Consider the following 26,622-nt stretch of genomic DNA (forward strand, 5'->3'; position numbering starts at 1 on the left):
TTGTTTGCTTTCTATAGTTAATTTTAAGGCCATCGTTTTTAGGTTCTTTCACAGGAAATAGGCAAAAAACGGTAATACTCCGTGTTCTTTCCTACCATCTCCACATTTTCAAATTTTCACATTTTCAAATAAGAAATAGCACATCAGCACATTAAACCATTAGCACATTATCAAAGGTCTGGTGCCTTACTCAAAAAGCTGTTCAGGTCGGTGGTGAGCGTGAGGTAATGACCGGCGCCGGCCACGTGAAACTTGGCGTAGCTGTAGTCAAGCCGGAAGGCTTTGATACGGATGGAGCTCCCGAAGGAGAAGCCTGCCATGCCGCCCGCGTTTTCTTGGACCAGTTCCTGGTGCCGCAAGTGGTTGTACCCCGCCCGCAGCTGAAAGTTTTGGCTCAGGAGAAATTCGCCGCCCACCACAAAGTGCCGGGCCAGTTGATCCCCGAAGCTTTTCTCCTCCTTCACCTCCTCGTTGTTCTCATTGATAGTGCCTTTCTGGTTGGGGTCCAAATACACAATATCCCATCTGTGCAACTGATGGCCCGTCACCGACAACCTGAACGGCGCATGCTCGGGCTTGTAACTCACGCCCAGCTGTACGTCCAAGGGCAACGGCTCAAGCTCTCCCCCGTCATAGGGTTTGAGCATAAGGCCCAGGTTTTTAATGGCTACGCCTACAATCAACTCCTTTTGGGGATGCTTGAACGCGCCACCCAAATCAATGGCCGTAGCAAAGGCTTGGTTGCCGGCAATGTTAGATACGGCTCCTTTCAACGTGCCACCTACCGTGAAATGCTCAATGGTTGACGCATGCGAAAGCGTAACTACATAGTTCCGCACGTTGAAGCTTCCCTCCTCCAAACCGGCGGCATCACGTTGGGTGAAATCGCCATAATCCAAGTACTGCACCCCCACGGCATTTCTGCCGTATTTGGCGTGATCAAAGGTGTACTGGACATTGTTCTGACTGATGTCTGAGAGGTAGTTGAGGTGCGTGAACGACAGGTGGTTGTTGGTCTTAGCCTGCAACAGGGCCGGGTTTTCAGTGACTGCGTTCACCTCTTCCAAACCTGAGGAAATGTTGATACCGCCCAAAGCGGCAACCCGTGCATGCGTGGGCACCTGCAGGAACGAAAAAGCAGAACGCCCTCCTATCTGGGCATAGGTACACTGCAGCACAGCAACCCATAGAAGCCCCAGAAGGAAAAGGCGTTTTTGCATTGTTTTCGTGAAAAGAGGCTAAAATCAGCTGTCGGCTTTGGCCGGAACTGGTTCCTCGGTGACCTTCAATTCTAAGGGCTTAGATACTTTCTCTGGCAGAAGCGCGAACTCCAGCACGTCATCCACGCGGTCCACGTAATGAATGTTGAGCCCAGCAATGTAATGGGCGGCAATCTCATTCACGTCTTTGCGGTTCTTGTCGCAGAGAATCACGTCTTTCACGCCGGCGCGCTTGGCCGCCAGAATCTTCTCTTTGATACCACCCACCGGCAATACTTTTCCGCGAAGGGTTATTTCACCAGTCATGGCCAGATGCGAGCGCACTTTGCGTTGCGTAAACACTGAGGCAATGGAGGTAAAGATGGCGATACCAGCGCTTGGCCCATCCTTCGGCACCGCCCCTTCCGGGAAGTGGATGTGCAGGTCATACTGGTCAAACAGGCGGTAGTCAATGTCTAACTCCTGGGCGCGGGCGCGCAAGTAAGAAATTGCTGTCATGGCAGACTCCTTCATCACATCGCCTAACTGACCTGACAAGGTCAACTTCCCTTTTCCGCGGCTCAACAGAGACTCAATGAACAGGATGTCGCCGCCCACGCTGGTCCAGGCCAAGCCCGTCACCACGCCTGCGGTTTCATTGTCTTGGTAGAGTTCTTTGTCGAAGATTTCTGGTCCCAGGATGCGTACCACGTCTTTGGGTTCCAGCTTGGCCGGCCACTCCTCTTCCATGGCCTTGGATTTGGCAATGTTCCTTACTACCGCACCTAGTTTCCGTTCCAGATTCCTTACCCCAGATTCACGGGTATAGTCCTCTATCACCTTCTGAATAGCCGCCGTGGAGAAAGCGACGTCTTTGGGTTCCAGGCCGTGGTCTGCTTTGAGCTTGGACAGCAGGTGGCGCTTGGCAATCTCTATCTTTTCTTCAATGGTATAACCAGTCACCTCAATAATCTCCATCCGGTCGCGTAGAGCCGGGTGAATGGTATCCAGGGAGTTAGCCGTGGCGATGAAAAGCACCTTGGACAGGTCATACTCCACCTCCAGGTAATTATCCACGAAGGTATGGTTCTGCTCTGGGTCCAAAACTTCCAGCAAGGCGCTGGATGGATCGCCTCTGAAATCAGAATTAATCTTGTCTACCTCGTCTAGAATCATTACCGGATTAGAGGATTCTACCTTCTTGATTTGGCTGATGATACGGCCCGGCATGGCGCCCACGTAGGTCTTGCGGTGCCCTCTTATCTCCGCTTCGTCACGCACACCGCCCAAGGCAATGCGCACGTATTTACGGCCCAACGCTTTGGCTACGGAACGACCCAGCGAGGTTTTCCCCACGCCCGGAGGTCCATACAGGCAAAGGATAGGCGCCTTCATGTCGTTTTTCAGCTTCAAGACGGCCAAGTACTCCAGGATGCGTTCTTTCACTTTCTCCAGCCCGTAATGGTCGGCGTCCAGAATCTTCTTGGTGCGCTTTAAGTTGAAGTTGTCTTTGGTGTTTTCGTTCCAAGGTAAGTCCAGCAAGAACTCGCAGTAGTTCAAAGAGATGGGATACTCCGCGGCCTGCGGGTTCAAGCGACCTAGTTTGTCTATCTCTTTGTTGAAGTGCTTGGCCACGGTTTCGGGCCATTTCTTCTTGGCGGCGCGCAGGCGCATCTTCTCCACCTCCTGCTCAGGGCCGTCCATACCCAGTTCATCTTGCAAAACCTTAATCTGCTGACGCAGGAAATAATCGCGCTGCTGTTCGTCAATGTCCAGGTGTACCTTACTGTGGATTTCCTGCTTGATTTCCAGCATCTGGATTTCGCGCATCATCAACTGCAACAAGGTAGTGCCTCGCTCCACGCCGTCATTGATTTCCAACAGCTTCTGCTTCTGGGCCACCTCTACGTTGATGTTAGAGGATAAGAAATGCGTCAAGAAGCTAGGACTGTCAATGTTGTCCAGGGCTACTTGTGCCTCTTGCGGAATCTCTGGGTTCAGCTTGAGAATCTTGGCCGCCGCCTCTTGCAGGGAGCTCACCAAGGCCTTTACCTCTTTGCTGGTTTTGTTAGGAAATACTTCTGGGCAGTAAGACACCTTGGCCGTTAAATACGGGTCTTCCTGGGTGACTTCTTCTACCTTAAAGCGGCTCTGTCCTTGAATGATGATGGTGGTGTTCCCGTCAGGCAAGACCAGCATCTTCAGGATCTTGGCCATGGTGCCCACAGTGTAGAGGTCTTCGCCGCCCGGCTCCTCAGCGGACATGTTCTTCTGGGCTACTACGCCCACAATCTTATCGCCGCGGTAGGCTTTGCGCACCAGTTTCACAGACTTCTTTCTGGTCACGGTGATAGGTAAGACCACGCCCGGGAAAAGCACGGTGTTGCGCACCGGCAAAAGCGGCAGAGTATCAGGTTTATTCTTTTCAGCGCCTTCTCCGTCCTCCAGGTCAGTGGTGATAATAGAGATGATGTCTCCATTGCCATCATCTGCCAAGTCGGCAAGCATGAGTTGGTGCAGTAGGGTATCTTGGGTATTATTCATAAAAGCGTTCTCTTGGAATGCCATAATGACAGCATTCTGCGCAGGCAATGCGCGGTTTTGGATGAAGATAGATATATGTCAAGTCCTATGCCAATGTCTGCCGCAAAACTTCTCTATTTGCTAAGAGAACCCAACAGAAAAACTTACATTTGATATGTAATTAAGAATAGTGTACCCCTGGCCGCTATTTTACTATGCCACTACTTCGACTCTTTTGCCTTTTTCTGCTGTTTGGCACCTACAGTCTTGCTACCCTAGGGCAGACAAAATCGCCGTTGCGGTTGCGCCAAAAAGCTGTACCAGACTCGCTCAGAGACCGTACCCCAGATGCAGAGTTAGTGCTTGAATTCCCCAACCTCAACAAAGTAGCCTTCTATCAGAACCCATCCAAGCTCAAGGCCATTGTAAAGCTTGAGAAGAAGCAAAACTGGTCCAAAGTCCTGCCGCTGCTGGAGGAATATGTGGGCAATTTTGGGATTGACAATTTCTACCGTGATACCAAGTTGCTCTGGCGTCTAGGGCAGCTGTATGAGAAACTTGGCCAGCGCGAAAAAGCCATTGCCTATTACCGCCTGGTACTCAAACACCACCGCACCGACATCAAGCGGGTGCAGTTGTACTATGATTCTTTGGAGCAGAAAAAATCTGACCTATACGTACCGCTCAAACAGTATTATGAGATTGTGGAGTACCGCAAATCTGTGGCTACCTACAAACCACCGCGCGGCGTGTATACCAACATGGGCGATGCCATCAACTCCAAGTCAGAGGATTATGGCCCGGCCGTGCACACAGATAGTGCCTTGTTCATTTACACTTCGCGCCGAAAGGCCACCAAAGCCACCGGCACCGATGAGGACCTTTACTTCTCTAAAAACGAAAACGGTTTCTGGCATGAGGGCCAGTCGTTTGGCAAGCCCATCAACAGCATTTACAACGAAGGCTCGGCTTGCCTCAGCCGCGATGGCAAGACCTTGTACTTCGCCCGCTGCGAAAGCCCTAACGGTTTTGGCAACTGTGACTTGTATTCTGCTACCAAACTGTCTGACGGTTCCTGGGGTCAGCTTAAAAACCTAGGGGCTAACGTTAACAGCAAAGCCTGGGACTCGCAGCCTACCCTTTCACCAAAAGAAGACACTCTGTATTTTGCCTCTGACCGCCTGGGTGGTTTTGGACTCTCAGACATCTACTTTATTCATAAACAGAAAAACGGAGAATGGTCTGATGCGAAGAACCTAGGGCCGGTGGTAAACACCCGCGAGAGCGAGGTGAGTCCGTATTTCCATCCGTTGTACCAGGTGCTATATTTCAGTTCACGGGGACAGTTGCTCAACTTCGGGGATTTTGACATTTACAAGACCTACCGCGTGAATGGCCATTGGCAGGAGCCGCGCAATGTGGGCCCGCTGGTGAACGGCAAAGGCAGTGAGTATTACTTTACCATTGACGCCGCCTCCAAGAACCTGTACTACGCCCGCTCAGAGGAGAAGGACATGAAGAACCTGGACCTCTTCTCCTTCCCGTTGCCCATGGAAGCGCACCCACTGGCCGTGACCAAGCTTTCTGGTGTGCTCACAGACTCCATTACCAACAAACCGCTCAACGGCATCATCTCCATCATTGACATGGACAACGGTGTAGAAGTAGCCTCCAAGTATCTGCGCGACGACGGTTCTTTTGACTTTGACCTCATTGACAACAGCCGGTACATGATGCTCATCCAGAGCCCCGACTTCTTCTCCATTGAAAAAGAGGTGGACCTGAAGAGTGACACCGTCATGAAAATCATGACCACGCTCATTGACTATAGCATTCCGCTTATCTTCAAGAACCTAGAGTTTGACGAAGGCAAAGCCGACATTAAAACCGAGATGGAATCCAGCCTGGACCGCATTGTGCTTTTCATGGTAGACCACCCCGAGATCAACCTCAGCATTGAAGGCCACACCGACGCTTCCGGTGACCCAGACGCCAACCTGGAACTCTCTAACTGGCGCGCCATCTCCATTAAGAAATACATAGTAGACAAGGGCAAATTGGATGAACGCCGCATCCATGCCGTAGGCAAAGGAAGCTCTGAGCCCATCAAAGAAGAGTTTACTTTAGAAGACCGCGCTGTGAACCGCCGCGTAGAGTTCAAGCTTATACGACCAGGAACTGGCACTTCTGAAAATAAGAATGATAGTGGAGCCGGTGGCTGGTAAATAGCTAATCAAATTCTTTTAACCCAAACTCCCGTTTTTGGCTTATTTCTCAGGAAACAGGCCAAAAACGGGAGTTCGTTTGAAACATTCTTTATATCGCAAAAAGTAAATCATGGAAGTATTTTTAAGGGCGAAGCATTGGCAGGTTTTTATACTAGGCGTCTTTTTACACTTATTAGGAACCATATTTTTTACCAGCTCGCCTTCATTACAATTGCTTGGCTCAGCGACAGGCATCCTAATGGTTTTCATTTACCCTTTTATGGTCGGGTATTTATTGCAGGATTATTTACCTTCTAGGGTTCAGTTGAAATATACTTTCTTTATTATCAACAGCTTCCTATGGCTTGGCGCCTATTTGGTGGCATTGATTCTTTTTGAAGGGCAAAAAAAAGAATTCAGTGGTTTGTCCGGCCTACTTTTCTTTTATATAGTCTTTGCATTTTTCTATTCATTTGCTTTTCCAGCCAAAGCCATTAAATCTATTGAAATGAGGAGCGAGGCTAGTTTCGGAGACTACTTTTATTATTTTTTCCTGATGCTTGCCTTCCCTTTAGGCATCTGGATTCTTCAACCTAAAATCAATAAAATAGTAGCACGGGGTAAAACGGCTGCGGAATCTGTGGAGTAAACCAACTCCCTAAGCACAAACTCCCGTTTTTGGCCTGTTTTCTGTAAAACAGGCCAAAAACGGGAGTTTGTGCTTAGTAGCAATTCTATTTAATTCTTCTTGGGTAATCCCGGAATCTGAATGGCAGGCGTACGGTCTTCTGGGCGGGGGGCGTCTTTTCTGAGTTTCTTGCCACCCACGTTCACAATCAGGCCAATACTCATGACAGAGTTACCAGCGGTCATAAATTCTCGGTTCTTCAACCCGAAGTTACTGCCGCTGGTGTATTGTAACTGGATGTTGGGCGTAAGGTGCAGGCGCGTGTAGAAGACCGGCTCAAAGAAGATGTTGTCCTCAGTGGCTTGCTTGATGTCGTTTCGCAGGAATTCGCTCATGTTCACCCGGCTCATGCGCAGGGCGGTTCCGTAATTAAGCGTGTGCTCATTCCCGAAGAGCCTGAGCAGGCGTTTCTTTCTAGACGAGTAGTTGACTTGCAGAAAGACCTTGTTGAAGGTCACCTCCTGGCGGTCATAGGTCATCATTCCCTCAGGTGTGGAGTCTTTGAAGGTACGATCGCTGCTGCCGCGGCCAAGGCCGGCATAGACTTCCAGGATGCGGTTCTGGTTGGGACCAAACGTGGTAAAGTAGCCCCCTCCGGCCTCCAGCAGATTATGCCGAAAATCTTTCTTCCGGGAATCATTGTTCATCATGGCGCCACTCACCAAAACGCCCACATGGTCTGTGACCGCGTACGCTGAGTTAAAGCTGGCATTGCCTTTTAAGGTGATATGGGCACTGGTACTTAGTTCGCCTTGTGAGGTGAGCATGGGGGTATTGGGTACATTGGGCATGTACACACTAGAACAACTGGTGGCGCCTAAGGCCAAAACAATGGCAGTAACCTTGAGTAACTGTTTTTTCATAAAAAATCGCTTTCCCTATTTCTTAGCACGCAAACCTAAAAGGTCGCGATTACAACGTCACGGTATGCTGAGTATCCCCTGACCGGCTCAGCACCGACTTCTTCTTGGCGCCTACCTGCAGGTTGAGGATGTTGGTTTGGTCATCAAACAACTCCATCAGCAAATCATTCTGCACAAAAAGGCTCTGCGCAGGAGCCTTGCCAGCCGGTATCTCAATATAGAGCCAGATGGCGTCTGCTTCTTCTTGGGCGCCCACAAACTTTTGCGTGGGCTTAGCACCTTTGCTACCCGAGATGGTGACGTGCGCTTGCAGATAGTCGGCGATGAGTTTGTTCACGCGCTCAGACTTGTCCAGTCTAATGCTGGTCTTGTGGCGCTTGCTCAGGGCATCTTCCAAATCATCTGCAAACAATCGGATGGAGAGCTCATAGCTCTGCGTTTTGGGGTTGTAGCGGGCGTCTGTGATGCTGGTATGAAAGTCATGCGCCCACGCCTGAACAGGAAGCAGGGAAACGGCCAGCAAAGCAAAATATAAAGCCTTTCTAATATTCATGTGTTCTTTTAAACAGGAAGAGACGCAATTTTATTGCGTCTCTTCTGGCTCTTATTATGTTTTAAACTTCAAAAAGAAGCCTTACGTCTTGTGACTTAAATCTTGCGTCTAAATGCTATTTGAAAAGCAATTTAAAGAAGTCATTGAAAATGGCAAAGGCCATCAAGCCCAACAACAACACCATGCCCACCTTTTGCGCGTTCTCCAGGAACTTGTCACTTGGCTTACGGCCCGACACAATCTCGTAGGTCAGGAACATCACGTGGCCACCGTCCAAGGCTGGAATGGGCAAGAAGTTCATGAACGCCAGCACCATGGACAACATGGCCGTGATGGTCCAGAAGTTAATCCAAGAGAAGGTTCCGCCAAAAATCTGGGCAATGCCAATAGGTCCGCTCAAGGCTTTAGAAGCAGAAACTTCGGCTCTGAAAATCTTCCCGAAGCCTTTGATGTTGGTAGTGATCACAGAGAACGCTTTTTCGGCGCCCAACGGAATAGACTCTAGCAGGCCATAATGGTGCGTAGCGCGCGGCAAGAGCAGTTCTGGGTAGAAACCCAAGGTACCATCCTCTTCTACTGTTGGCTTCAGGGTTAAAGGCTTGCCGGCTCTTTCAATCTGCAAAGGAACCGTCTTGGCTTTGTGATCCACCAAGGCCGCCTGAAACTCATGGAAAAACTGGATAGGCTGGTCGCCAATCTTCAAAATCTTGTCACCGGCCTGTAAACCAGCTTTGTCTGCGGCACTGCCAGATTTCACGCTGCCAATCACAAACGGCTCACGCGGTAGGATGAACCCAACTTTGTCATTATCCGCAAGCTTGTCCATCAAATTAGAGGGTACCGGAATGTTCAGGCGCTGTCCGTCACGTTCCACGGTGTAAGACCCGTTGCGGTCTAGCAAAACCTCTGGGCTGTACACATCCTGGAACTCCACTAAAGGCTTTCCATTGATGCCTACTACTTTGTCACCGTCCTTCAGGCCAATCTGCTGGCCAATCTCGTTGGTGACAATGCCATATTTCACGTCATCGGCTAAGAGGTAACGGTCACCGTAGTACCAGGTAAGGCCCGCGTAAATGATGATACCGGTAATCACGTTGAAAATGATTCCACCCATCATCACAATAAGACGTTGCCAGGCGGGTTTGGCCCTAAATTCCCACGGTTGTGGCTCCTGGTTCAAGGTAGCCGTGTCCAGCGACTCGTCCACCATTCCTGAGATTTTCACAAAGCCGCCCAGCGGGATCATGCCAATCATGTACTCGGTCTCTCCTACTTGCTTGCTCACTAATTTAGGAGGGAACCCGATGGCGTATTTCTCTACGCGCATCCCAAACCATTTGGCGGTCAGCATGTGACCCAGTTCATGTATTCCCACTAAGATGGTCAGCCCCAGAATTAACTGGCCGGCCATTACTAAAGCATCCATTTGTTATGGTTATAAGGTGTAGCGACTCTTTGGCGTGTGCTGTCTGGTCGCAGTATGTGTCTTTTTGTTGTTTTGCTGGAAGGGTCAGGCCCTTAGGCATGTACTCTTTCCTGCGCTAAACGACGGGCTTCCTGGTCTGTCTGAATAAAGTCGTCCAAAGAAGGATTGGCAATATACGCAACTTTGTTGAGACAGTCAGAAATGAGGTCAGACATCTCTAAAAACCCAATCTCCTCGCGCAAAAACGCCGCTACGGCCACTTCATTGGCGGCATTGAGCACGCACGGCGCGTTGCCGCCCTTCTCCATAGCCGCAAACGCCAAGCCCAGGTTCTGAAACGTTTCCAGGTCAGGCTTCTCAAAGGTGAGTTGCGGATAGTCCATGAAGTTGAACCGCGGGTAGTTGGATTTCAAACGGTTTGGATAGCCCAAGGCGTATTGGATGGGCAGTTTCATATCGGGCAGGCCCATCTGTGCCTTCAAGGAACCGTCCTCAAACTGAACGAGCGAGTGCACAATAGATTGCGGATGCACCACTACTTCTATCTGGTTATTCTGCAAGCCAAACAACCATTTCGCCTCAATCACCTCCAAGCCTTTGTTCATAAGTGAGGCCGAGTCAATGGTAATCTTGGCGCCCATCTCCCAGTTAGGGTGTTTTAAGGCTTGCGCTCTTGTCACCGTTTCTAAAAACGTGCGGTCCTTGCCCCTGAACGGCCCACCCGAAGCGGTCAGGATGATTTTCTCAATGGGATTGTGGAATTCGCCGGTGAGGCATTGAAAGATGGCGCTGTGCTCAGAATCCACAGGATAGATGTTCACCGCTTTCTCTTTGGCCAGGTCTGTAATCAACTGTCCTGCCACTACCAACGTCTCTTTGTTGGCTAGCGCGATGGTCTTACCCGCCTCAATGGCTTTGATGGTAGGCAACAGCCCCGCGTAGCCCACCATGGCCGTCAGGACAATATCCACGGTGTCCATCTGCACCACAGAACTCACCGCGTTCAGGCTGGCATACACCTTGATAGGATGCGATGCCAAGGCGTCCCGCACCTTGTCATACAGGTCTTCTTGCGTGATGACCACGGCGTTGGGCTGTACGGCGATGGCTTGGGCAATGAGCAAGTCTGCGTTAGAATGGGCCGTTAGGACCTCTACCTCAAACGCATGCGGTTGCGCTTGAATTACTTCCAGGGCCTGGGTGCCTATTGAGCCGGTTGAGCCAAGAATGGCTACTCGTTTCTTCATGTAAAAAAGTAAAAGCCGTTTTTGGGCTGCTTTTGCGAAAATAGGGGAAAAACGGGAGTTTCTTGCGTTTAAAACTTACGCTGGCTATAAACCCTTGCCTAGAATTTTAAAAGAACCAGACTACCAGAATAAAAAGGGCAATACTCCCAAAAATGTATGCCAACAGATAAGTTGCAATGTTTGGCCAATTCTCATTCTCAAACGAACGCTTGATGTGCGTATCCCTTCTGCCCATCCACCAGTCAGTCCAAAGCCCAGCTACGCCACCTATGAATAAGCAATAAAATCCTCTTTAGGCACTTGAACGCCTTGCCGCTGAAACACCGCATGTAGCAGAAGCAGAAGAGTGGTAACATTCAGAAAAACTAGACCTGTATAGAACCTGAAGGCGTAATTATAACCCTCATATCCCTCTTCCAGCCTCCTTTTGTAGATGGCGTAATACATCATCTCATAAAACCTCACCATTTGCCTTGTTCCGTTTTTAGCTTGTTTTACCAAAAATAGCCCAAAAACGGGAAAGTAGTATTAGCAACCGCACTCACCCAAAAACGGCACTGTCTGGGTAGCCCCGGTTTTCAAATCCTTCACTTGCATAAGGCCTTTCTTGGAAGCTACCTCGTCACCAGTCTGTTTGCTGTCTTGAATGGATACGCTCACCTCATACCGACCCTTCGGGTCTTTGTAAGGCGAATTCAAGGTGGATGGGTTGCCTTTTGCTGCGCCAACTAGGGGAATTTTAGTGCCGTTTATAGACACCAATGCCTTTTGCTGGTAGTCATTGAAGTAGATGAACTTCTCCTGCTTCAATTCCTGCTCGTTCCGGGCAAAGTAGCAGGCGCAGCCCCTGAACTCATCTAAATACCCATTGATAACATCCACCTCCATAGAAGGTTTTTGCGGCTCCAGGCTAGCAATGACTTTCTCCGGTTTGGACACTTCAGATAGGGTGTCTGCTACTGTTGTTTTCTTTGTAGTATCTGTTTTCATAGGCTCTGTTATGGTTTGAGCAGAAGAAGTAGTGGTAGTTTCCCGAACCGTTTTATTCTCACTACATCCTACCAACACAGTAGCACAAAGGCCTAGAACGAAGGAAGAAAAATATCGCATGTCGTTTTTAATTGATCTAAGACCGCATACGGACATTTTCCTGGAAGGCTACTTTTCCTTCCCTCACTCCCATCACTTTTTTTAGATACGTGCAATTTTCCCTTACAAATTAGCCAGCAAGCCGTCTGCCAGGGTTCTATCATTGCTCAGGCGCGGCACTTTGTTCTGGCCACCCAATTTGCCCTGCTGTTTCATGTACTCCTGAAAAGCGTTGGGCGCCAAGGCCGTCACTTTTAAAGTGTTCAGGATATTACCCGTAACAAGGTCATCATAATAGGAGTTGCGTTTGCGCAGATGCGCATCCAAGGCTTTGGCAAACTGTTCTGGGTTCTGCGGTGCTTGCGCGAAGGCAATCAACCACTCGTGATACGACGCCCCGGCATCTGGGCTTACATAAGGCGCGACGGTGAACTCCGTGACCGCCACCTCCGGGAATTCCTTCATGGCATCTTGCAAGGCGCCTTCTACCTCTTCGGCAATCACGTGCTCGCCAAACGCCGAGATAAAATGCTTCAAGCGGCCACTCACCACCAGCTTATGCGGAAACAGCGAGGTAAATTTGACGGTGTCGCCGATGGAGTAGCCCCACAATCCGGCGTTGCTGTTGATGATGAGCGCGTAGTTTACATCAGTCTTCACCTCAGCCACGGTCAGGCGCGTGGGATTTGGCTGATGGAATTCCTCCACGGGCACAAACTCGAAGAAAATGCCGCTATCCACCATCAATAGCAAACCGGGGTCTTCTTGTAGGTTTTGGTAGGCGAAGAAGCCTTCAGAGGCTGGAAACGTCTCTATGGAATCAATTTTCTTACCGATGCTCTCCAGCAGCTTGGCGCGGTAAGGCGCGAAGTTCACGCCGCCGTACACAAACAGATTGAAGTCTGGGAAGACGTCTTTTATCTGCTTTCCGGTACGCGCCATGATTTTGTCAAAGTACATCTGCACCCACGGCGGAATGCCCGAAATGAGCGTCATGCGCTGGTCTATGGTCTCATTGATGATGGCGTCCAGCTTGGTTTCCCAGTCGTCTATGCAGTTGGTTTTATAACTAGGCAATTGGTCGCGGCGCAGATAACCCGGCACGTGGTGGTTGATGATGCCCGACAAACGCCCGGTGTTGATGCCGTTTACTTTCTCCAGCTCAGGACTGCCGCTCAAGAAAATAAGCTTCCCGTCCAAAAACTGCGACTGGCCCGTTTCATGGATGTAGCTGAGCAGCGCGCTCTTGCCGCCGCTCACGTGGTTGGGCATGGAGTCTGCTGTGATGGGAATGTATTTGGTGCCCGAGGTAGTGCCGGAGGTTTTGGCAAAGTACAACGGCTGGCCCGGCCACAGGACGTCCTTCTCTCCTTCCTTTACGCGGTCAAAGTAGGTCTTGAGCGCCTCATAGTCCCGTACGGGCACGGCCTGCGTAAACTCCTGATGCGTACATATGTCTTTGAAATGATGGTCCTTGCCAAACGCGGTCTGCGCACCCTTCTGTAAAAGCTCCTGCAAGATTTTCTGCTGCGCGGCGGAGGGGTCTTGCATCCAGGACTGTTGGCGGCTGTGGGCCAGAGCCGCCAGTGGTTTACTCAAAAAAGCCTTTATGCCCATAGTTCATTCATTTGTAAGCTGGTAAAGATAAGAATCTGATGCATGTATCCAGAAAAGACATCGGGCCTAAATTAAAATTGCGTTGCCGGTCATGCATCCTATGATTTGTTCTGCCCTCAGGCAAATTTGGCCTCATTTCTAGAAAACAGGCCAAAAACGATTTTCCTTAGTTGCTCCCTTCTCTGCATCCTTCTTCCTAGTAATAAAAACCGCGGCGGCACGCCCTATTATCAAATTGCAGGGAATAGATTAAAATTTCTAACTTAAACGACGCAAATAAGTACATACCAACACATTTAATACTTTAAAACTATGGCAAATAATACTGGAAAAGCTGTCTGGAACGGCGGCCTGAAAGACGGCAAAGGAACAGTTTCTACCCAAAGCGGAACCTTAGATGCGCGCTACTCCTTCGGGACAAGGTTTGAGGATGACGTGACGGGCACCAACCCAGAGGAACTGATTGGCGCGGCGCACGCGGGCTGTTTCTCTATGTTTTTAGCCGCACTGCTGGAAGGCGCCGGCAAACCAGCCACCTCTGTGAGCACAGACGCTAAGATCACCTTGAGCAAAGATGACACCGGCCCGTTCATCAGCAAGATTGCCTTGACCACTGAGGCCCAGGTGCCCGGCATTACCAATGAAGAGTTGCGGGAGTTCGCTCAGAAGGCCAAAGAGGGCTGCCCCATCTCCAGAGCATTAGGCGGCGTAAAGGAAATCACCCTGCAGGCGACTCTAAAAAACGCCTAGAAGACTACTGCGGCATCAGCCCGGGTAGTATAGAAAAATTAGTATCTTTGCCCAATAGACATTTTGCATGAGATCATTGGCTAGAGTAGGGTTGCGCCCGTCGCGCGATCACAAAATCTCCTTCGGGGTACAGTTATCATTAGTATTGCTGTGGATTGTATACAGTTTGTTTCTGATTTTCACAGAACCAGAAGGTGGCACCAATGACCGCCACTTCTTCCATTACATCTTCTTGGTGCTGGCCGTTGGCTACTTGATTTTCATCCTGGCGCAAAACACGTCCCTGTTTGGGTCCCAGTCTTATTTGGAGATTACGCCAGCCTACGTGGTGGAGAAACGCGGTCACTTCAAAAAGAAGGTGGCCATCCATTTGCAAGATGTGACGGGCATCACCTTCAACAACACGACCGCCCGCTTTGACCTGCGCGACAACACCCGCTGCCAACTGGACCTGAAACTGGTGCGTAGCCGCAAAAGCCTGAAACTGGTAAAGGAAAAAATCAAAGAGGTAGCCGATAAGCACGCCATCCCGGTGACGGACAACTCTGCCAATAACAGAAGATAAGACCAACCGTTTTCGGGCTATTTTCCCGGAAACAGCCTAAAAGCAGAAGCGGCCACTCTACCCAGGGTGGCCGCTTCTGTGTTATTAAGAGCATCGTTTTTGGCCTGATTTCCAGGAAACAGGCCAAAAACGGCTTAGTCTATATTAGGCTGGGGCGTCATGCGCAGGTACGGCTTAAGGACGGTGTGGCCCTTCGGGAATTTGGCTTCTACCTCTTCCTGTGGTACCGACGGTAGAATCACACAGTCCTGGCCGTTTTCCCAGTTGGCTGGCGTGGCCACGCTGTGGTTAGCGGTTAGTTGCAGAGAGTCAATCACTCTGATAATCTCCGCAAAGTTTCTACCCGTAGATGCCGGATAGGTCAAAGTCAGCTTAATCTTCTTGTCTGGCCCAATCACAAACACAGAGCGCACGGTGGCGGTGTCGCTGGCGTTGGGGTGAATCATGTCATACAGGTTGGCTACCTTCTTCTCCGGGTCTGCGATGATGGGGAAGTTGACGTTGGTGTGCTGCGTCTCATTGATGTCTTTTATCCAGCCCTGGTGCGAGTCTACGGGGTCAACGCTGATGGCGGCCACCTTCACGTTGCGCTGGTCAAACTGGTCTTTGATGCGGGCCACGGCGCCCAACTCTGTGGTACAGACCGGGGTGTAATCCCGAGGGTGCGAAAACAAAACCGCCCAACTGTCGCCAATCCATTCATGGAAAGAAATAGGGCCTTGTGAGGTGTCGGCGGTGAAATCTGGGGCGATGTCCCCTAAACGTAATGCCATGTTGTGATGGGTTAATGGTTAAAAATGGTCAAGAATCTCCTGTCTGGGTAGGCTTCCCTCTTCTTCACACTCCATCTGCACATACGGAAAAACCACTACTTTCTAATCTCTATAGAAGTAGTAGACAAATAGAATAAATAAAAAGGAGAAGTCCTAGGCCTCAGCCTCTACCAAGGTCCTTACCTTGGTTAAATCTGTGAGAAAGGTGGTATCCAAAATGGCGCACGTAGCGTCACGCACCTGTTTCATGAGGATTCTAATCTCACACGTGGTCTCATCCACACACTCTTCGCACTTGCGGTAATAGAGGTGGCTTACGCAATGTACGGGCGCCAACGGGCCGTCAATCATGCGTATCACGTTGCCTACAGAAATCTGCGAGGGGTCTTTGACCAAGGTATAGCCGCCGTTCTTGCCGCGCGTGCTCTGCACCACCTGCTGCACTTTCAAGTCTACCAGAATGGCTTCCAGGAACTTACGGGGAATGCGCTCGCCTTCGGCAATCTCAGAGATGAGCACCAACGGTTTTTCTGAGTTCTTGGCAAGGTAGAGTAGCGCCTTGAGAGCGTACTTGGCTTTCTTGGAAATCATACCAGATGAGGAAGCTTAGCCGGCCTTGACCTTGAATTTCTTCTGCAACTCCTGAATAGAAGCTTTGAATTTCTTGTCGGTGTCAATAAGGTCAGACACGGTCTGCACCGAGTGAATAACCGTAGAGTGGTCACGTCCGCCAAAATGATAGCCAATGGATTTAAGCGAATGGCTAGTGTATTCTTTGGCGAAGTACATGGCAACCTGACGGGCCGTCACAATCTCTTTTTTGCGCGTCTTGGCTTTGAGAGAATCTAAGGTCACGTCAAAGTACTCGGCCACGGTCTTCTGGATGAAGTCCAGATTCACCTCGGTCTCAACGTCTTCAATGATGTGCTTGAGCGCGGCTTTGGCCAGCTCCAAGTCAATCTCCTTGCGGTTGAGAGAAGACTGGGCAATTAAGGAAATGAGCACGCCTTCCAGTTCACGCACGTTGGTATCTACGCTGTAAGCCAGGTACTCAATCACGTTGTCTGGAATATGAATCCCGTCAGACTGCATCTTCTTGTAGATGATGGCCATGCGGGTCTCAAAGTCCGGGCTCTGCAAATCGGCGGTCAAGCCCCACTTGAAACGGGATAACAAACGCTCCTCCAGGCCTTTTAGGTCACGCGGCGGACAGTCTGAGGTCATCACAATCTGCTTGCCAGACTGGTGCAGGTGATTGAAGATATGGAAGAACATTTCCTGGGTCTTTTCTTTCCCGCTCAGGAACTGCACATCGTCAATGATAAGGATATCTACCAACAGATAAAAGTTGGCGAAATCCTGTACGCTGTTGGTCTTTAAAGACTCAATGAACTGGTTCACGAACTTCTCAGAAGACACATACAACACAAACTTGTCTGGGTTGTTGCTCTTGATGTGGTTACCAATGGCCTGCACCAAGTGCGTCTTGCCCAGTCCCACGCCACCGTACACCATCAAGGGGTTGAAGGACGTAGTACCTGGCTTGTTGGCCACGGCGTAGCCCGCCGAGCGCGCTAAGCGGTTGCAGTCACCTTCAATGTAATTGTCAAAGGTGTAGCTCTGGTTAAGCTGGGAGTTGAAGAAGTGCCGGTCAATGGCTTTGCTCTCAAACGGGTTCTTTAAGAAAGAGCGCTCTGGGCTATATGAATTCACCACCGCAGAAGGCACCTTCTTGGTAGGGATGTTCACGGTCTGGGGCTTGCTGTGGTCGTTGCCCTGGTCTACAATGATAGAGTACTCCAGGCGGCCTTCTGAACCCAGCTCTTGGAACACCACTTTCTTAAGCAGACCCACATAATGTTCTTCCAGCCACTCATAGAAGAATTGGCTAGGCACCTGGATGGTCAATACGTTCCCGGTTAAAGACAAGGGCACAATCGGCTCGAACCACGTTTTGTAGCTCTGCTCTCCTATGCTGTCCTTGATAACCTGTAAACAGTTATGCCAGACGGTTGTACAGTCTTTTACCATTAACATCGCTTCTTCCAATCCCGCGTTTATTTGAGTGATGATTTTTTCAGAGGGCTACAAAAATGAAAAAAAACTCTTGAACAAAAAACTTGAACCTTACGAAATATTGACACTAGGATTCAAGGGCAGAACCGAGGCCGTAGACCCTGTTTTTACTTTTCTCTTTCTGTCAAAGGTGAAGTCTATGCGCCCCAGGTTGATGCCCGACCAACCCACTTGGTTCACCAGCGTGACATGCCCATCTGAATGTACCACTTTTTCTGGCTCATCCAAGAAGGTGTGCGTGTGCCCACCAATAATCAAGTCAATGCCGCTCACCTGCTTAGCCAGCTTGAGGTCGTCAATTTTGGCGCTCTCATATTTATAGCCTAAATGGCTCAGGCAAATCACTAAGTCCACCTTCTCTTGCTCTCTTAAGGTTTTGACCATGCGCTGGGCCGTGGTCACCGGGTCCAGGTACTTTGTGCCACCATAATTCTTGTCGGCTACCAACCCGGCCAGTTCAATGCCTAACCCAAACACGCCTACACGCACCCCTTCCTTTACAAACACCTTGTAGGCCTTGATGTCACTCCTAAGCGGTGTGTTAGAGAAATCATAGTTGGCCGTGAGGAACGGGAAACCGGCGTGCGGCAGTTGCTTCTGCAGGCCTTCCAGTCCGTTGTCAAAGTCATGGTTGCCCAAGGTAGCCGCGTCATAGCCCATCTGGGTCATGAGCTTGAACTCCACCTCGCCCCCGAAGAAGTTGAAATAGGGCGTCCCCTGCCAGATGTCACCCGCGTCCAGTAACAGCACGTTGGGTTCCTGCTGTCTAATCTGCTTCACCACCGTGGCTCTGCGGGCCATGCCACCCATGCCGCCGTTCTTGCGGCCATCATTCGGGAACGGGTCAATGCGCGAGTGCATGTCATTGGTGTGAAGAATGGTGAGCTTGATAGGCTTAGCCGCCGCCTCTGCCAGACTTGGCAAACCCAACACCGCCAAACCTGCAGTACCCACCACGGTGCTCTTTATAAATTCACGACGTTTCATTGTCTATTGGATTTAAGACGCAAGACACAATATTCAAGACTTACTAATTACTGGTCTTGCGTCTTGTGTCTTATATCTTGTGTCTAGTTAATCACTTTCACTCTTCCGTCCTTAGCGGCGGTAACAGGTTTACCTTGGGCGGTGAGCTGTTTTACTTCGTTCATGATGGCGTCGCGGGCCAGAAGGCTGGCTTTCTCTACTTTGAGTGCGTCCTTCAGGAAACCCATGTTGTCGCCGCCGTTGGCCAGGTAATCAGAGATGGCCAGCGTAAAAGTTTTAGCAGGGTCAAAAGGTTTGCCGCCAATCATAATGTTCAAAGGCTTGCCGTTCTGCACCGTGAAGGTGGCGTTGGACACCGACAAGATTTTACGGGCCGCGGCAAAGTCAAACATCTGCTGCACCGTCTTCCCAGACAAGGTCAAGACCATCATCTCGTTTTCAAAGGGCATCAGCTCAAAGATGTCGCCCACGGTCACGGGTCCCTGGTCAATGGGGTTGCGCAAGGCACCGCTGGTGATGGCGCCCATGTCAATGGGCTTGCCGTACACGGCCATGGTCTGGGTGCGGGTTAGGTCTGCCACAAAATTCCCGAGGCTGGATTCCAGTTCGCCTTTCTCCAAGGCTACCGGCGCCTGGCCAATCACCTCGTTCATGGTCTTATCCACGCGCTCGCGGTATGGCACAATGGCAGTCTCCACGGCCGGGTCTGTAGCTATCTGGATGTTCACCGGAATGTCGGTATTCTGGGAAAGCTGGGCCGAGGGTGCAAGTGGCTTCTGGCAACCCGTGAAGGCTAGCGTCAAGCCGAGGCCAAAGGAGACCCACTTATATTTTATGCGATGTAATGTTTGCATGCCATTGAGGTTTTATCAAAGATACGGCCCTTACCGGTAGAAGCCAAAGAACCTAACTATCCTCGCCGCTCACGGCTACATAGGTATTTGTACTGATTTTATAATGTTCTTGTATAATTTTAACCCATAAGTCATTGACAATTAAGATGTTTTTACGTACACTTGTTTAACCCTTTCTGGTTATTGGAGAACTGATTCATTGCCAATCTAACCACATGCTAACTTTTCTTTGGTTGTTTTTTCGTCAGGTAAGACGATGGATACCGGGCCTCTTCCGGTGCTTAGAAAGCGTGTGTGCTTACCGTCCGGCATATACCCAATGGCGGGCACGGGCTAAAAAAGTTTGGCGTTTTGTTTTGCAAAAATTAAGCATTGCCCACCAGTTTTCTTTGGCGGTTTTCCAAGGAAATATTATTAACGGTGCGCAAGGCGTAAGTCTCTCAGTATCAAAGGCGGTGCGGCTTTCTCTTTATCTGGTGCACCACCGCATTCTTACCTAGGATTCTCCCCCATCCTACCGCGTTCAAGCTTCTCTCCGGTCCTCCGCGCCCAACAAAATGGGCAATGGATGGTTATCTGTCAGCGTTCCCATTATATCAAAAGCACCTTAATTGTCATTCCAGATTCTATCTATCATGAGCACTTCTTACTTGCAGTACAGCAAATTGATTCTTTTAAAAGTAAGTTTTGACGTTACCCTATTTGAGAAAGAGCTACGAAAATGCCTTCGGCAGTTATTGACCCATGAAATCCGTGAACTCCGTCACTGGTGCCGCGCCACGTTTCCCAAAAACTTCAGACGCATCATGTCGCGGTGTTTTAGGTATTTCAACTGGAAGAAGAAATCAATGAATAGTGATTAATGATTAATTACCAAGGGTAAAGGCTTCACTGGCTTATACAGCATTCATACTACCAGCAAACTCCGTTTTTGACCTAGTTTCTAGAAAACAGGCCGAAAACGGAGTTTCGCATTTTAAATAATTACTCTTCACGCTACTCATATATCTCCCTTCTGCTTTCTCAACTTGCCAATTCCCTCATTAATCATCAATCATTGGTCACTAATCATTAATCACTAATTAAGTATCTTGCAGGCCTCCGCTAACGGACAAATCATGGAAAACACGCTCCCGCTACATACAGAATACCCCTTAGCCACCCAGGTTCTACTGGTGAGACCCGCCGGCTTTGGTTACAACCCAGAGACGGCCGCCACCAACGCCTTTCAACAGGAACTGGGCGAAAGTACACCCGAGAAAGTTCAGGAGAAGGCCTTGGACGAGTTCAACCAGTTTCTGCTCAACCTGTGGGCTAACCGCATTGACGCCGTGGTGCTAGAGGATGCCCCTGAGCCCCACACGCCAGACGCCATCTTCCCTAACAATTGGATTTCTTTTCATGAGGGTGGCAAAGTGGTTTTGTACCCCATGATGGCTAGCGCCAGAAGACAGGAGCGCAACCCAGTCCTGCTGGAACAGTTGAAAACCGAGCACAACCTCCCCTTCACCGAAGTCATTGACCTTACCTATTTTGAAGACCAGGGCAAGTTTCTGGAGGGCACTGGCAGTCTGGTCCTGGACCGGAAAAACAAGATTGCTTTTGCCTGTATCTCTGAGCGCACCCACCCCGAGGTGGTAGAAGCCTTCTGCGAGAAGCTGGGCTATCGCAGTATCCTGTTCCATGCCACCGACGAGCAGGGACTACCTATTTACCACACCAACGTCATCATGAGCATTGGCGCAGACTTCGCGCTGATATGCCTGGAGTGCATCCAAAGCGAAGAAGAGCAGGGCGAAATCCTGGAAGCCTTGGTAGACGCCGGCAAAGACATCATTGACCTGAGTTTAAAGCAAATCAGGAAGATGGCCGGTAACATGCTCCAGGTCCGCAACCGCGTGGGCGAACCCGTTTTGGTCATGTCTGAAAAAGCTTACAAAGCCCTGCGCAAAGACCAGTTTGAAGAACTCAAAAAACTCACCAAGATGATGCGCTCAGACCTGCGCACCATTGAAGCCCACGGCGGCGGAAGCGCCCGTTGTATGCTGGCGGAGATTTTTGTGTGATTCTATAAATAGGTGTTTTGAAACCCAGAATACCTGTTAATTTGAAATGATCGATATGAAGCCTACAACTAATTCTCTCATGAACTCATACTTATTGAACGCAGAGTATGATTTTGAAAGTAGTAATACAGAATTACCAGAAGAGCTAGAAAAGTTGCTTGCTAATGGATTCAGAACAAAACAAGGATGTATTTTGCTGAAAGATTTTCAGTACGTCGGGCCTGGTGAATTAAACACTGACTTTAAGAAATGTGAGTATGAAGTCTTTCTGAATGATATCCACGTTGATGATTATTTCAAACATATTAAAAGCGAAGTAGAATACTTAACAATTGGCCTCAAACTAGCGAAAAGGCTTAACAAGGAATTACGCTCCAGATTTGATGCGAAATTTAGAATCATAGTATCTTTTTACGAGACAACTTACTCTGGAGAAGAAGTCGATACTTATGGAGGGTGTGTAGTTAAATTCCATCAAATACGCCCTTCCGCAGAGTATGCTTTTAAGTTCTCGAATTTAGAAGACTTTAAATCTGACGCAGTAATGGTAATAGAATAATTGTCAATTGCTGGTCGAACAATCAACAATTAGCAATCAACAATAAGAGAGAAACCCGTTTTTGGTCTGTTTTCTGTAAAACAGACCAAAAACGGGTTTCTCTCCTTCAGCCACTAACGTACCTACTCCTATGTGGCAGAAACTGAAACAATGGGCGAAGCAACTCAAGGCAGACATCCAAGCATTGGCCTTGGCGGTGCAGGATGCTCGGGTGCCGTGGTACGCCAAAGTGATGGCCGGTATTACGGTGGCGTACGCCCTCAGCCCCATTGACCTCATCCCAGACTTCATCCCCATCTTAGGTTACCTGGATGACCTCTTGCTCCTGCCCATTGGCATCTGGCTTTCCATTAAACTCATTCCGCCGGTTCTGTTCCAAGAATTTAAGGAACAAGTGGCTTTGACCGGAAAACAGAAATTACCTCAAAGCAAAACTGCGGCCATCTTGATTATTCTCCTTTGGCTGGTCATCCTGTGTTGGGCAGGTGGATTGGCTTGGCACTGGTACCAGAACCGCTAGAGGTTGAGAATAGCCTGCTTTAACCTGTCAGCGTCTGCTGTGGCGTTCCCTCCGATGGTGTTGTTGAAGAAAGCCCACACTTGTTTTCCGTCCATGAGCCAGTCCTGCGCCATATAAGCAAACCGTTCCATCTCCTCGGCGGGGTAGGCGCCGCGGTACAGTTGCTCATGGCCGTGCAGGCGCATGTAGACCGTATTAGTAGTTGAGGTGGCCAGCGCGGGCCAGCGTTTTCCGGCACTTATCACCACCAGAGAAATCTCAAACTCCTCTAGTAGTTCCAGCACCTCCTCAGTATGCCAGGATGCGTGCCGCACCTCCAGGGCAAAGACCGTGTCTGGGTACAGCTCCCGCAAGAGCGTGAAAAAGTGTTTGGCAATGAGCTCGTTGTAATGGAAGCTTCCGGGCAGTTGCACCAGTACGGGTCCCAGCCGGTCTCCCATCACCAGAAACCGGTCCATCCATTTGCGCAGAGGCTCCTCCACGTTTTGCAGGCGGTTTTCATGCGTGATGGAGCGGTGCATCTTGGGCGCGAACTTAAAATGTGCGGGTGTAGTGTCCAGCCATTTCTGGATGGTCTTCTCCATCGTGAAATGGTAGAAACTGCTGTTGACTTCGGTGCAGTTAAAGTGCTCGGCGTAAAACGGAAGCATGTCCGCTGACTTGATATCCTCGGGGTAAAAGATGCCGCGCCAGGCGTAGCTCCAGCCCGAGGTGCCTATGTAGAGTTGATTCGGTTCTAAGTCCATGCCCCTTACAGACGCAGAAACTATTTAAGGGTTCTTGCGTTTTTGGCCTAATTCTCAGAAAACAGCCCAAAACCGATTAGCGGATTTCCCCCTGAAGCCGTAGAAGTATATGGGCAAAAAACTATCTTTACCCCATAATACAGCATCTCTTTATGATGAATACTTCCGCTTCTGATTCCCTTTTCCCCGAGTTCACCGCCCCAACACCCGCGCAGTGGGAAGAAAAAATCAGCAAAGACTTAAAAGGCATTGCCCCGCAAGAACTGCACTGGCAGAGCTATGAAGGCATTGACGTGGCGCCTTTCTATACCAAAGAAAACCTGCCGCAAGGGCTCCAATACCAGACCCAGCCCGGCGAATTCCCTTTCCTGCGCTCCCCTAAAACCGGCACCAACACCTGGCTGAACCTGCAGGCTATACGCGTGACTGGCAAAGGCCATGAGGCCGTAGACAAAGCGGCAGACGCTTTAACTCGCGGCGCCGACGGCATCCATTTCATCATTGAAAACGGCGTAGACTTTGACGTAGACTACCTGGTGCAGCATTTATCCTTGGGTGATGTTCCAGTTTCTTATACCGTTTCTTCTGATGCCGCTACCTTCCTGCACCATCTGGTGACGGGCCTGTACCGCAAAGGCATATCCTTAAACCAGTTGAACGGCTTCTTAAAGTGCGCACCCATTTTGTCATCTGAGAGTTACCGTCAGTTGGACATGGAGCACGCGAAACATCTGCTGGAGCAAACCCTGGATGCACCCAACTTCTATGCCCTTACCATCAACGGTGCGCACTTCAGTAACAAAGGCGCTACGCTGGTACAGGAAATTGCCATCACGTTGGCCATTGCCGTGTGCTATACCAACGGGCTGACGAATGAGATTCTGCCGGTAGAGCGCTTGTTCCGTGATATGCAGTTTCACCTATCTGTGGGCACCAACTACTTCTTTGAGATTGCCAAGTTCAGGGCCGTTAGGTTGCTATGGTCTAAAGTGGTGGAAGCCTATAAAGCTCCGGTAGAATCAGCGGGGCATCTACGCATTCATGCCTCTACTTCGCGCTGGCACCAGGCTACCTTAGACCCGCACACCAACCTGTTGCGCCATACCACTGAGCTGATGAGCGCCATCATGGGTGGCGTTGATTCTGTGGAGGTAGAGCCCTTTGACAGCACTTATAAAGAACCGAATGCCTTTAGCGAGCGCATCGCCCGCAACATCTCTATCATCTTAAAAGAAGAAGCCTACCTGCACCAAGCCATTGACCCGGCCGCCGGTTCTTATTACATTGAGTACCTCACCCAGGAGATCGCTGAGAAAGCCTGGGCGCTGTTCCAGGAGATTGAAGGTCTGGGTGGTTTCATGGCGGCGTCTAACTCGGGCTTCATCCAGGATTTGATAAAAGAGGCCAGCAACCAAAAGTTCAAGAACATTGCCAGCGGCAAAGAGGTGATTCTGGGTACCAATAAATACCCCAACACCAACGAAAAGCACGACTATAACCCCGAGGCTTTGATGCAGAGCCGAGACTTCGACAATACCCGCGCCGCCTACCCGTATGAAGTGATGCGCCTGGCCACCGAAATGCACCTGCGCAAGAAACAGCGTCGTCCGTTGGCGGTGGTGGTGCACATGGGGCCAGCCATTCAAGAGCACATTCACGCCTCCTTCGCCCGCGAATTCTTCACTTGTTCTGGCTTTACTACCCAGGTGGTGAAAGTAAACACGGTGAACGAGGCTTTGGCTTCAGTGAAACCCTTGGACGCGCAGGTGATTGTAATGGCCACGCCCGAACAGGCTTTCTCAGACTTCGCAGACGAGTTTGCCCGCGGCATGCGCGACCAGCACAAACAAGGCCCGGCGCTTATTCTGGCAGATGACCCCCTGCACCTGAAAGATGAACTAAGAGCCAACGGCTTTGACGAGTTCTTGTTCCAAGGCTGTGACACCAAGGAAATCATCACCCGCATTCAGGAACGCTTGGGCGCATAAGGCGCGAAGCGCCTAGTCCTGAGTTCTGAGTCTTGAGTCCCGAGTCATCTTGTAGTCTTATAAAAACATCATTTTGGGCTTAATTTCTAGGAATCAGGCTAAAAACGACATAAACACCAACGTTACCTTGAAACGCTTACTTCTGTTATTCACGCTTCTGTTCACGCACCTAACCATGGCTGATTCCTTGAAAAACGAGCTTACTTCTATCACTGCTGAAAGCCCCATAGAAGGTGCCAGAAAAGGCTTAGACGGACAGGTAAACGCTTGGAACGCGGGCAATCTGGAAGCCGCCATGAGTTTCTACTGGAACTCACCGGAGATGCTCTGGATAAGCAAGAATGGCGTAGAAAAAGCCTGGCAACCGGTGCTGGAGATGTTTGAGCAGGACTTCAAAGACCGAAGCACCATGGGCACCTACTCCTATGAGCCCCTGCACCTGGAAGCTTTAGGGAAAGACGCCGCGCTTTATGTTATCAGATGGAAGATTGAGCGAGACGGCAAGCGACTGATGGGTGGCATCTCCTCCCAAGTCTGGAAAAAGATGAACGGCAAATGGGTGATTACCTCTGAGCATGCTTCTTGATGAGTCGCGAGTTCTGAGTCTTGAGTCGCGAGTCAAAAAACGTGCGGAACACTTACCCTCCCCCACTTTGTCATCCTGAAAGGAACTTGTGAGCGAATGAGAAAGACTGAAGCGATAGTCACAGGAAGTTAAAGAGAGGCTTATATAAATACAGGAGTCACGTCAAAGCTAAATACCATTAGTTAAATGAAGTTATTCTTTATCGCAGTCCTGTCCATCTTATCTGCCTGTTCATCAGACAACGACAAACTCGATTACCCCAAGAGAATAGAAGATGTTGTTGAAGTAGAACTACTTCGGCCTGATGAGAAGACGAATGGAGAGATTGCAGAAATAAAGCAACTTTCAGAGAGCGTAATAATTGAATTATTAAATGCATTGGAAAAAGTTAAGCCAATAGGACCTGTAAAATTCATACCAGACTTCTTCATCATTTTTTCAACTAAAACCGATGGAACAAAGAAGCTGAAGGTAAATGGAAGAACAGTAAAAGGATTTAAAAACGACTTTGGCTACGAAATACCAGAGTTACATTTTTTAAAAACTTCTAAAGGACAGGGGGAATTTCAATAATGCCCAAAAACTCTAAAATGAGTTTTTGGGCATGGCAAGCTGAGTTACTATTCGCCCACAAGATCCTTTCAGGATGACAAGAGGGAGAGCGACACACATAATTATGATAACAACAGCGGGCATCTTGCTACATGATACCTGCTACTTGATACCAAGAATAGAAA

At 49.6% G+C, this 26,622-nt stretch carries 26 protein-coding genes; 12 read left to right on the forward strand and 14 right to left on the reverse strand.

The features are described 5' to 3' along the window. Nucleotides 1-170 precede the first annotated feature (170 nt). The gene (gene porQ / locus TH61_RS01960; protein WP_066505164.1) at nt 171-1,220 is read right to left on the reverse strand and encodes a type IX secretion system protein PorQ; all 1,050 of its coding nucleotides are present in this window, start codon (nt 1,218-1,220) and stop codon (nt 171-173) included. A gap of 24 nt (nt 1,221-1,244) precedes the next feature. Next, nucleotides 1,245-3,743 (reverse strand): endopeptidase La, encoded by a 2,499-nt coding sequence (lon, locus tag TH61_RS01965; protein WP_066512426.1) that lies wholly within the window; start codon nt 3,741-3,743, stop codon nt 1,245-1,247. Between the two features lie 194 nt (nt 3,744-3,937). Between lon and TH61_RS01970 the strand changes: the two genes are divergently transcribed. Both TH61_RS01970 and TH61_RS01975 read left to right on the forward strand, forming a co-directional pair. Next, nucleotides 3,938-5,947: an OmpA family protein gene (locus tag TH61_RS01970; protein ID WP_066505167.1), complete on the forward strand. Its 2,010-nt coding sequence runs from the start codon at nt 3,938-3,940 to the stop codon at nt 5,945-5,947. A 112-nt stretch (nt 5,948-6,059) separates the two neighbouring features. Beyond that, complete coding sequence (locus TH61_RS01975) at nt 6,060-6,578, forward strand: hypothetical protein (protein WP_066505170.1); 519 nt, start codon at nt 6,060-6,062, stop codon at nt 6,576-6,578. Between the two features lie 89 nt (nt 6,579-6,667). On the opposite strand, the gene TH61_RS01980 is transcribed toward TH61_RS01975, so the two are convergent. The 6 genes from TH61_RS01980 to TH61_RS02010 all read right to left on the reverse strand — a co-directional run bounded on the left by TH61_RS01980 (nt 6,668) and on the right by TH61_RS02010 (nt 13,415). Next, nucleotides 6,668-7,480 (reverse strand): hypothetical protein, encoded by an 813-nt coding sequence (locus TH61_RS01980; RefSeq protein ID WP_071887757.1) that lies wholly within the window; start codon nt 7,478-7,480, stop codon nt 6,668-6,670. A gap of 49 nt (nt 7,481-7,529) precedes the next feature. After that, on the reverse strand, nt 7,530-8,033 hold the full coding sequence (locus TH61_RS01985; RefSeq protein WP_066505172.1) for a DUF6702 family protein: 504 nt from the start codon (nt 8,031-8,033) through the stop codon (nt 7,530-7,532). Nucleotides 8,034-8,148: 115 nt separating this feature from the next. Beyond that, nucleotides 8,149-9,462 (reverse strand): RIP metalloprotease RseP, encoded by a 1,314-nt coding sequence (gene rseP / locus TH61_RS01990; RefSeq protein WP_066505180.1) that lies wholly within the window; start codon nt 9,460-9,462, stop codon nt 8,149-8,151. Between the two features lie 92 nt (nt 9,463-9,554). After that, nucleotides 9,555-10,709: a 1-deoxy-D-xylulose-5-phosphate reductoisomerase gene (locus TH61_RS01995; RefSeq protein WP_066505181.1), complete on the reverse strand. Its 1,155-nt coding sequence runs from the start codon at nt 10,707-10,709 to the stop codon at nt 9,555-9,557. Nucleotides 10,710-11,237: 528 nt separating this feature from the next. Further along, nucleotides 11,238-11,699 carry a hypothetical protein gene (locus tag TH61_RS02005; protein WP_066505189.1) on the reverse strand — a complete coding sequence of 154 codons (462 nt, stop codon included), beginning with the start codon at nt 11,697-11,699 and terminating at the stop codon, nt 11,238-11,240. A 222-nt stretch (nt 11,700-11,921) separates the two neighbouring features. Then, nucleotides 11,922-13,415 carry a GH3 auxin-responsive promoter family protein gene (locus TH61_RS02010; RefSeq protein WP_066505191.1) on the reverse strand — a complete coding sequence of 498 codons (1,494 nt, stop codon included), beginning with the start codon at nt 13,413-13,415 and terminating at the stop codon, nt 11,922-11,924. A 312-nt stretch (nt 13,416-13,727) separates the two neighbouring features. On the opposite strand from TH61_RS02010, the gene TH61_RS02015 reads away from it, so the two are divergent. Together TH61_RS02015 and TH61_RS02020 are read left to right on the forward strand one after the other, a co-directional pair. Further along, nucleotides 13,728-14,165 (forward strand): OsmC family protein, encoded by a 438-nt coding sequence (locus TH61_RS02015; protein ID WP_066505193.1) that lies wholly within the window; start codon nt 13,728-13,730, stop codon nt 14,163-14,165. A gap of 67 nt (nt 14,166-14,232) precedes the next feature. Further along, nucleotides 14,233-14,730 carry a hypothetical protein gene (locus TH61_RS02020; protein WP_157600489.1) on the forward strand — a complete coding sequence of 166 codons (498 nt, stop codon included), beginning with the start codon at nt 14,233-14,235 and terminating at the stop codon, nt 14,728-14,730. Between the two features lie 134 nt (nt 14,731-14,864). Here TH61_RS02020 and TH61_RS02025 read toward each other — a convergent pair whose 3' ends face one another. The 5 genes from TH61_RS02025 to TH61_RS02045 all read right to left on the reverse strand — a co-directional run bounded on the left by TH61_RS02025 (nt 14,865) and on the right by TH61_RS02045 (nt 19,420). Continuing rightward, nucleotides 14,865-15,503: a peroxiredoxin gene (locus TH61_RS02025; protein WP_066505198.1), complete on the reverse strand. Its 639-nt coding sequence runs from the start codon at nt 15,501-15,503 to the stop codon at nt 14,865-14,867. Between the two features lie 153 nt (nt 15,504-15,656). Continuing rightward, nucleotides 15,657-16,094: an Rrf2 family transcriptional regulator gene (locus TH61_RS02030; RefSeq protein ID WP_066505203.1), complete on the reverse strand. Its 438-nt coding sequence runs from the start codon at nt 16,092-16,094 to the stop codon at nt 15,657-15,659. Nucleotides 16,095-16,109: 15 nt separating this feature from the next. Further along, on the reverse strand, nt 16,110-17,534 hold the full coding sequence (gene dnaA, locus TH61_RS02035; protein WP_066505205.1) for a chromosomal replication initiator protein DnaA: 1,425 nt from the start codon (nt 17,532-17,534) through the stop codon (nt 16,110-16,112). 96 nt (nt 17,535-17,630) lie between these two features. After that, a complete protein-coding gene (locus TH61_RS02040) occupies nt 17,631-18,566 on the reverse strand; it encodes a bifunctional UDP-sugar hydrolase/5'-nucleotidase (RefSeq protein WP_066505207.1) in 936 nt (311 codons plus the stop codon). Between the two features lie 83 nt (nt 18,567-18,649). Further along, the gene (locus TH61_RS02045; RefSeq protein WP_082780276.1) at nt 18,650-19,420 is read right to left on the reverse strand and encodes a 5'-nucleotidase C-terminal domain-containing protein; all 771 of its coding nucleotides are present in this window, start codon (nt 19,418-19,420) and stop codon (nt 18,650-18,652) included. 215 nt (nt 19,421-19,635) lie between these two features. Here TH61_RS02045 and TH61_RS18070 point away from each other — a divergent pair, with 215 nt between their 5' ends. From TH61_RS18070 to TH61_RS02060, 5 genes are all read left to right on the forward strand, one after another. Further along, on the forward strand, nt 19,636-19,920 hold the full coding sequence (locus tag TH61_RS18070; RefSeq protein WP_157600491.1) for a hypothetical protein: 285 nt from the start codon (nt 19,636-19,638) through the stop codon (nt 19,918-19,920). 135 nt (nt 19,921-20,055) lie between these two features. Further along, the gene (locus TH61_RS17750) at nt 20,056-20,283 is read left to right on the forward strand and encodes a hypothetical protein (RefSeq protein ID WP_071887758.1); all 228 of its coding nucleotides are present in this window, start codon (nt 20,056-20,058) and stop codon (nt 20,281-20,283) included. A gap of 255 nt (nt 20,284-20,538) precedes the next feature. Continuing rightward, entirely contained in the window at nt 20,539-21,486 is a 948-nt protein-coding gene (gene ctlX, locus TH61_RS02050; RefSeq protein ID WP_066505210.1) for a citrulline utilization hydrolase CtlX, read from the forward strand. 79 nt (nt 21,487-21,565) lie between these two features. Continuing rightward, nucleotides 21,566-22,045 carry a hypothetical protein gene (locus TH61_RS02055; protein WP_157600493.1) on the forward strand — a complete coding sequence of 160 codons (480 nt, stop codon included), beginning with the start codon at nt 21,566-21,568 and terminating at the stop codon, nt 22,043-22,045. Between the two features lie 130 nt (nt 22,046-22,175). Then, nucleotides 22,176-22,565 (forward strand): YkvA family protein, encoded by a 390-nt coding sequence (locus tag TH61_RS02060; protein WP_066505219.1) that lies wholly within the window; start codon nt 22,176-22,178, stop codon nt 22,563-22,565. Here the strand turns inward: TH61_RS02060 and TH61_RS02065 are convergent. Next, on the reverse strand, nt 22,562-23,311 hold the full coding sequence (locus TH61_RS02065) for a DUF72 domain-containing protein (protein ID WP_066505221.1): 750 nt from the start codon (nt 23,309-23,311) through the stop codon (nt 22,562-22,564). The two genes, TH61_RS02060 and TH61_RS02065, sit on opposite strands and share 4 nt — an antisense overlap. Before the next feature lie 152 nt (nt 23,312-23,463). Here TH61_RS02065 and TH61_RS02070 point away from each other — a divergent pair, with 152 nt between their 5' ends. From TH61_RS02070 to TH61_RS02080, 3 genes are all read left to right on the forward strand, one after another. Next, complete coding sequence (locus tag TH61_RS02070; RefSeq protein ID WP_231862280.1) at nt 23,464-25,299, forward strand: methylmalonyl-CoA mutase subunit beta; 1,836 nt, start codon at nt 23,464-23,466, stop codon at nt 25,297-25,299. A gap of 127 nt (nt 25,300-25,426) precedes the next feature. Then, complete coding sequence (locus tag TH61_RS02075) at nt 25,427-25,885, forward strand: DUF4440 domain-containing protein (RefSeq protein ID WP_231862281.1); 459 nt, start codon at nt 25,427-25,429, stop codon at nt 25,883-25,885. Between the two features lie 186 nt (nt 25,886-26,071). After that, entirely contained in the window at nt 26,072-26,458 is a 387-nt protein-coding gene (locus TH61_RS02080; RefSeq protein WP_066505224.1) for a hypothetical protein, read from the forward strand. Nucleotides 26,459-26,622 lie beyond the last annotated feature (164 nt).

This window comes from Rufibacter sp. DG15C (genome assembly GCF_001577755.1).
Lineage (GTDB): Bacteria > Bacteroidota > Bacteroidia > Cytophagales > Hymenobacteraceae > Nibribacter.

Bases quoted from the DNA above. Each gene is read 5' to 3' on its own strand.
- porQ (WP_066505164.1), bottom strand. From the start codon at position 1,220: ATGCAAAAACGCCTTTTCCTTCTGGGGCTTCTATGGGTTGCTGTGCTG.
- lon (WP_066512426.1), bottom strand. From the start codon at position 3,743: ATGAATAATACCCAAGATACCCTACTGCACCAACTCATGCTTGCCGAC.
- TH61_RS01970 (WP_066505167.1), top strand. From the start codon at position 3,938: ATGCCACTACTTCGACTCTTTTGCCTTTTTCTGCTGTTTGGCACCTAC.
- TH61_RS01975 (WP_066505170.1), top strand. From the start codon at position 6,060: ATGGAAGTATTTTTAAGGGCGAAGCATTGGCAGGTTTTTATACTAGGC.
- TH61_RS01980 (WP_071887757.1), bottom strand. From the start codon at position 7,480: ATGAAAAAACAGTTACTCAAGGTTACTGCCATTGTTTTGGCCTTAGGC.
- TH61_RS01985 (WP_066505172.1), bottom strand. From the start codon at position 8,033: ATGAATATTAGAAAGGCTTTATATTTTGCTTTGCTGGCCGTTTCCCTG.
- rseP (WP_066505180.1), bottom strand. From the start codon at position 9,462: ATGGATGCTTTAGTAATGGCCGGCCAGTTAATTCTGGGGCTGACCATC.
- TH61_RS01995 (WP_066505181.1), bottom strand. From the start codon at position 10,709: ATGAAGAAACGAGTAGCCATTCTTGGCTCAACCGGCTCAATAGGCACC.
- TH61_RS02005 (WP_066505189.1), bottom strand. From the start codon at position 11,699: ATGAAAACAGATACTACAAAGAAAACAACAGTAGCAGACACCCTATCT.
- TH61_RS02010 (WP_066505191.1), bottom strand. From the start codon at position 13,415: ATGGGCATAAAGGCTTTTTTGAGTAAACCACTGGCGGCTCTGGCCCAC.
- TH61_RS02015 (WP_066505193.1), top strand. From the start codon at position 13,728: ATGGCAAATAATACTGGAAAAGCTGTCTGGAACGGCGGCCTGAAAGAC.
- TH61_RS02020 (WP_157600489.1), top strand. From the start codon at position 14,233: ATGAGATCATTGGCTAGAGTAGGGTTGCGCCCGTCGCGCGATCACAAA.
- TH61_RS02025 (WP_066505198.1), bottom strand. From the start codon at position 15,503: ATGGCATTACGTTTAGGGGACATCGCCCCAGATTTCACCGCCGACACC.
- TH61_RS02030 (WP_066505203.1), bottom strand. From the start codon at position 16,094: ATGATTTCCAAGAAAGCCAAGTACGCTCTCAAGGCGCTACTCTACCTT.
- dnaA (WP_066505205.1), bottom strand. From the start codon at position 17,534: ATGGTAAAAGACTGTACAACCGTCTGGCATAACTGTTTACAGGTTATC.
- TH61_RS02040 (WP_066505207.1), bottom strand. From the start codon at position 18,566: ATGAAACGTCGTGAATTTATAAAGAGCACCGTGGTGGGTACTGCAGGT.
- TH61_RS02045 (WP_082780276.1), bottom strand. From the start codon at position 19,420: ATGCAAACATTACATCGCATAAAATATAAGTGGGTCTCCTTTGGCCTC.
- TH61_RS18070 (WP_157600491.1), top strand. From the start codon at position 19,636: ATGCTAACTTTTCTTTGGTTGTTTTTTCGTCAGGTAAGACGATGGATA.
- TH61_RS17750 (WP_071887758.1), top strand. From the start codon at position 20,056: ATGAGCACTTCTTACTTGCAGTACAGCAAATTGATTCTTTTAAAAGTA.
- ctlX (WP_066505210.1), top strand. From the start codon at position 20,539: ATGGAAAACACGCTCCCGCTACATACAGAATACCCCTTAGCCACCCAG.
- TH61_RS02055 (WP_157600493.1), top strand. From the start codon at position 21,566: ATGAACTCATACTTATTGAACGCAGAGTATGATTTTGAAAGTAGTAAT.
- TH61_RS02060 (WP_066505219.1), top strand. From the start codon at position 22,176: ATGTGGCAGAAACTGAAACAATGGGCGAAGCAACTCAAGGCAGACATC.
- TH61_RS02065 (WP_066505221.1), bottom strand. From the start codon at position 23,311: ATGGACTTAGAACCGAATCAACTCTACATAGGCACCTCGGGCTGGAGC.
- TH61_RS02070 (WP_231862280.1), top strand. From the start codon at position 23,464: ATGATGAATACTTCCGCTTCTGATTCCCTTTTCCCCGAGTTCACCGCC.
- TH61_RS02080 (WP_066505224.1), top strand. From the start codon at position 26,072: ATGAAGTTATTCTTTATCGCAGTCCTGTCCATCTTATCTGCCTGTTCA.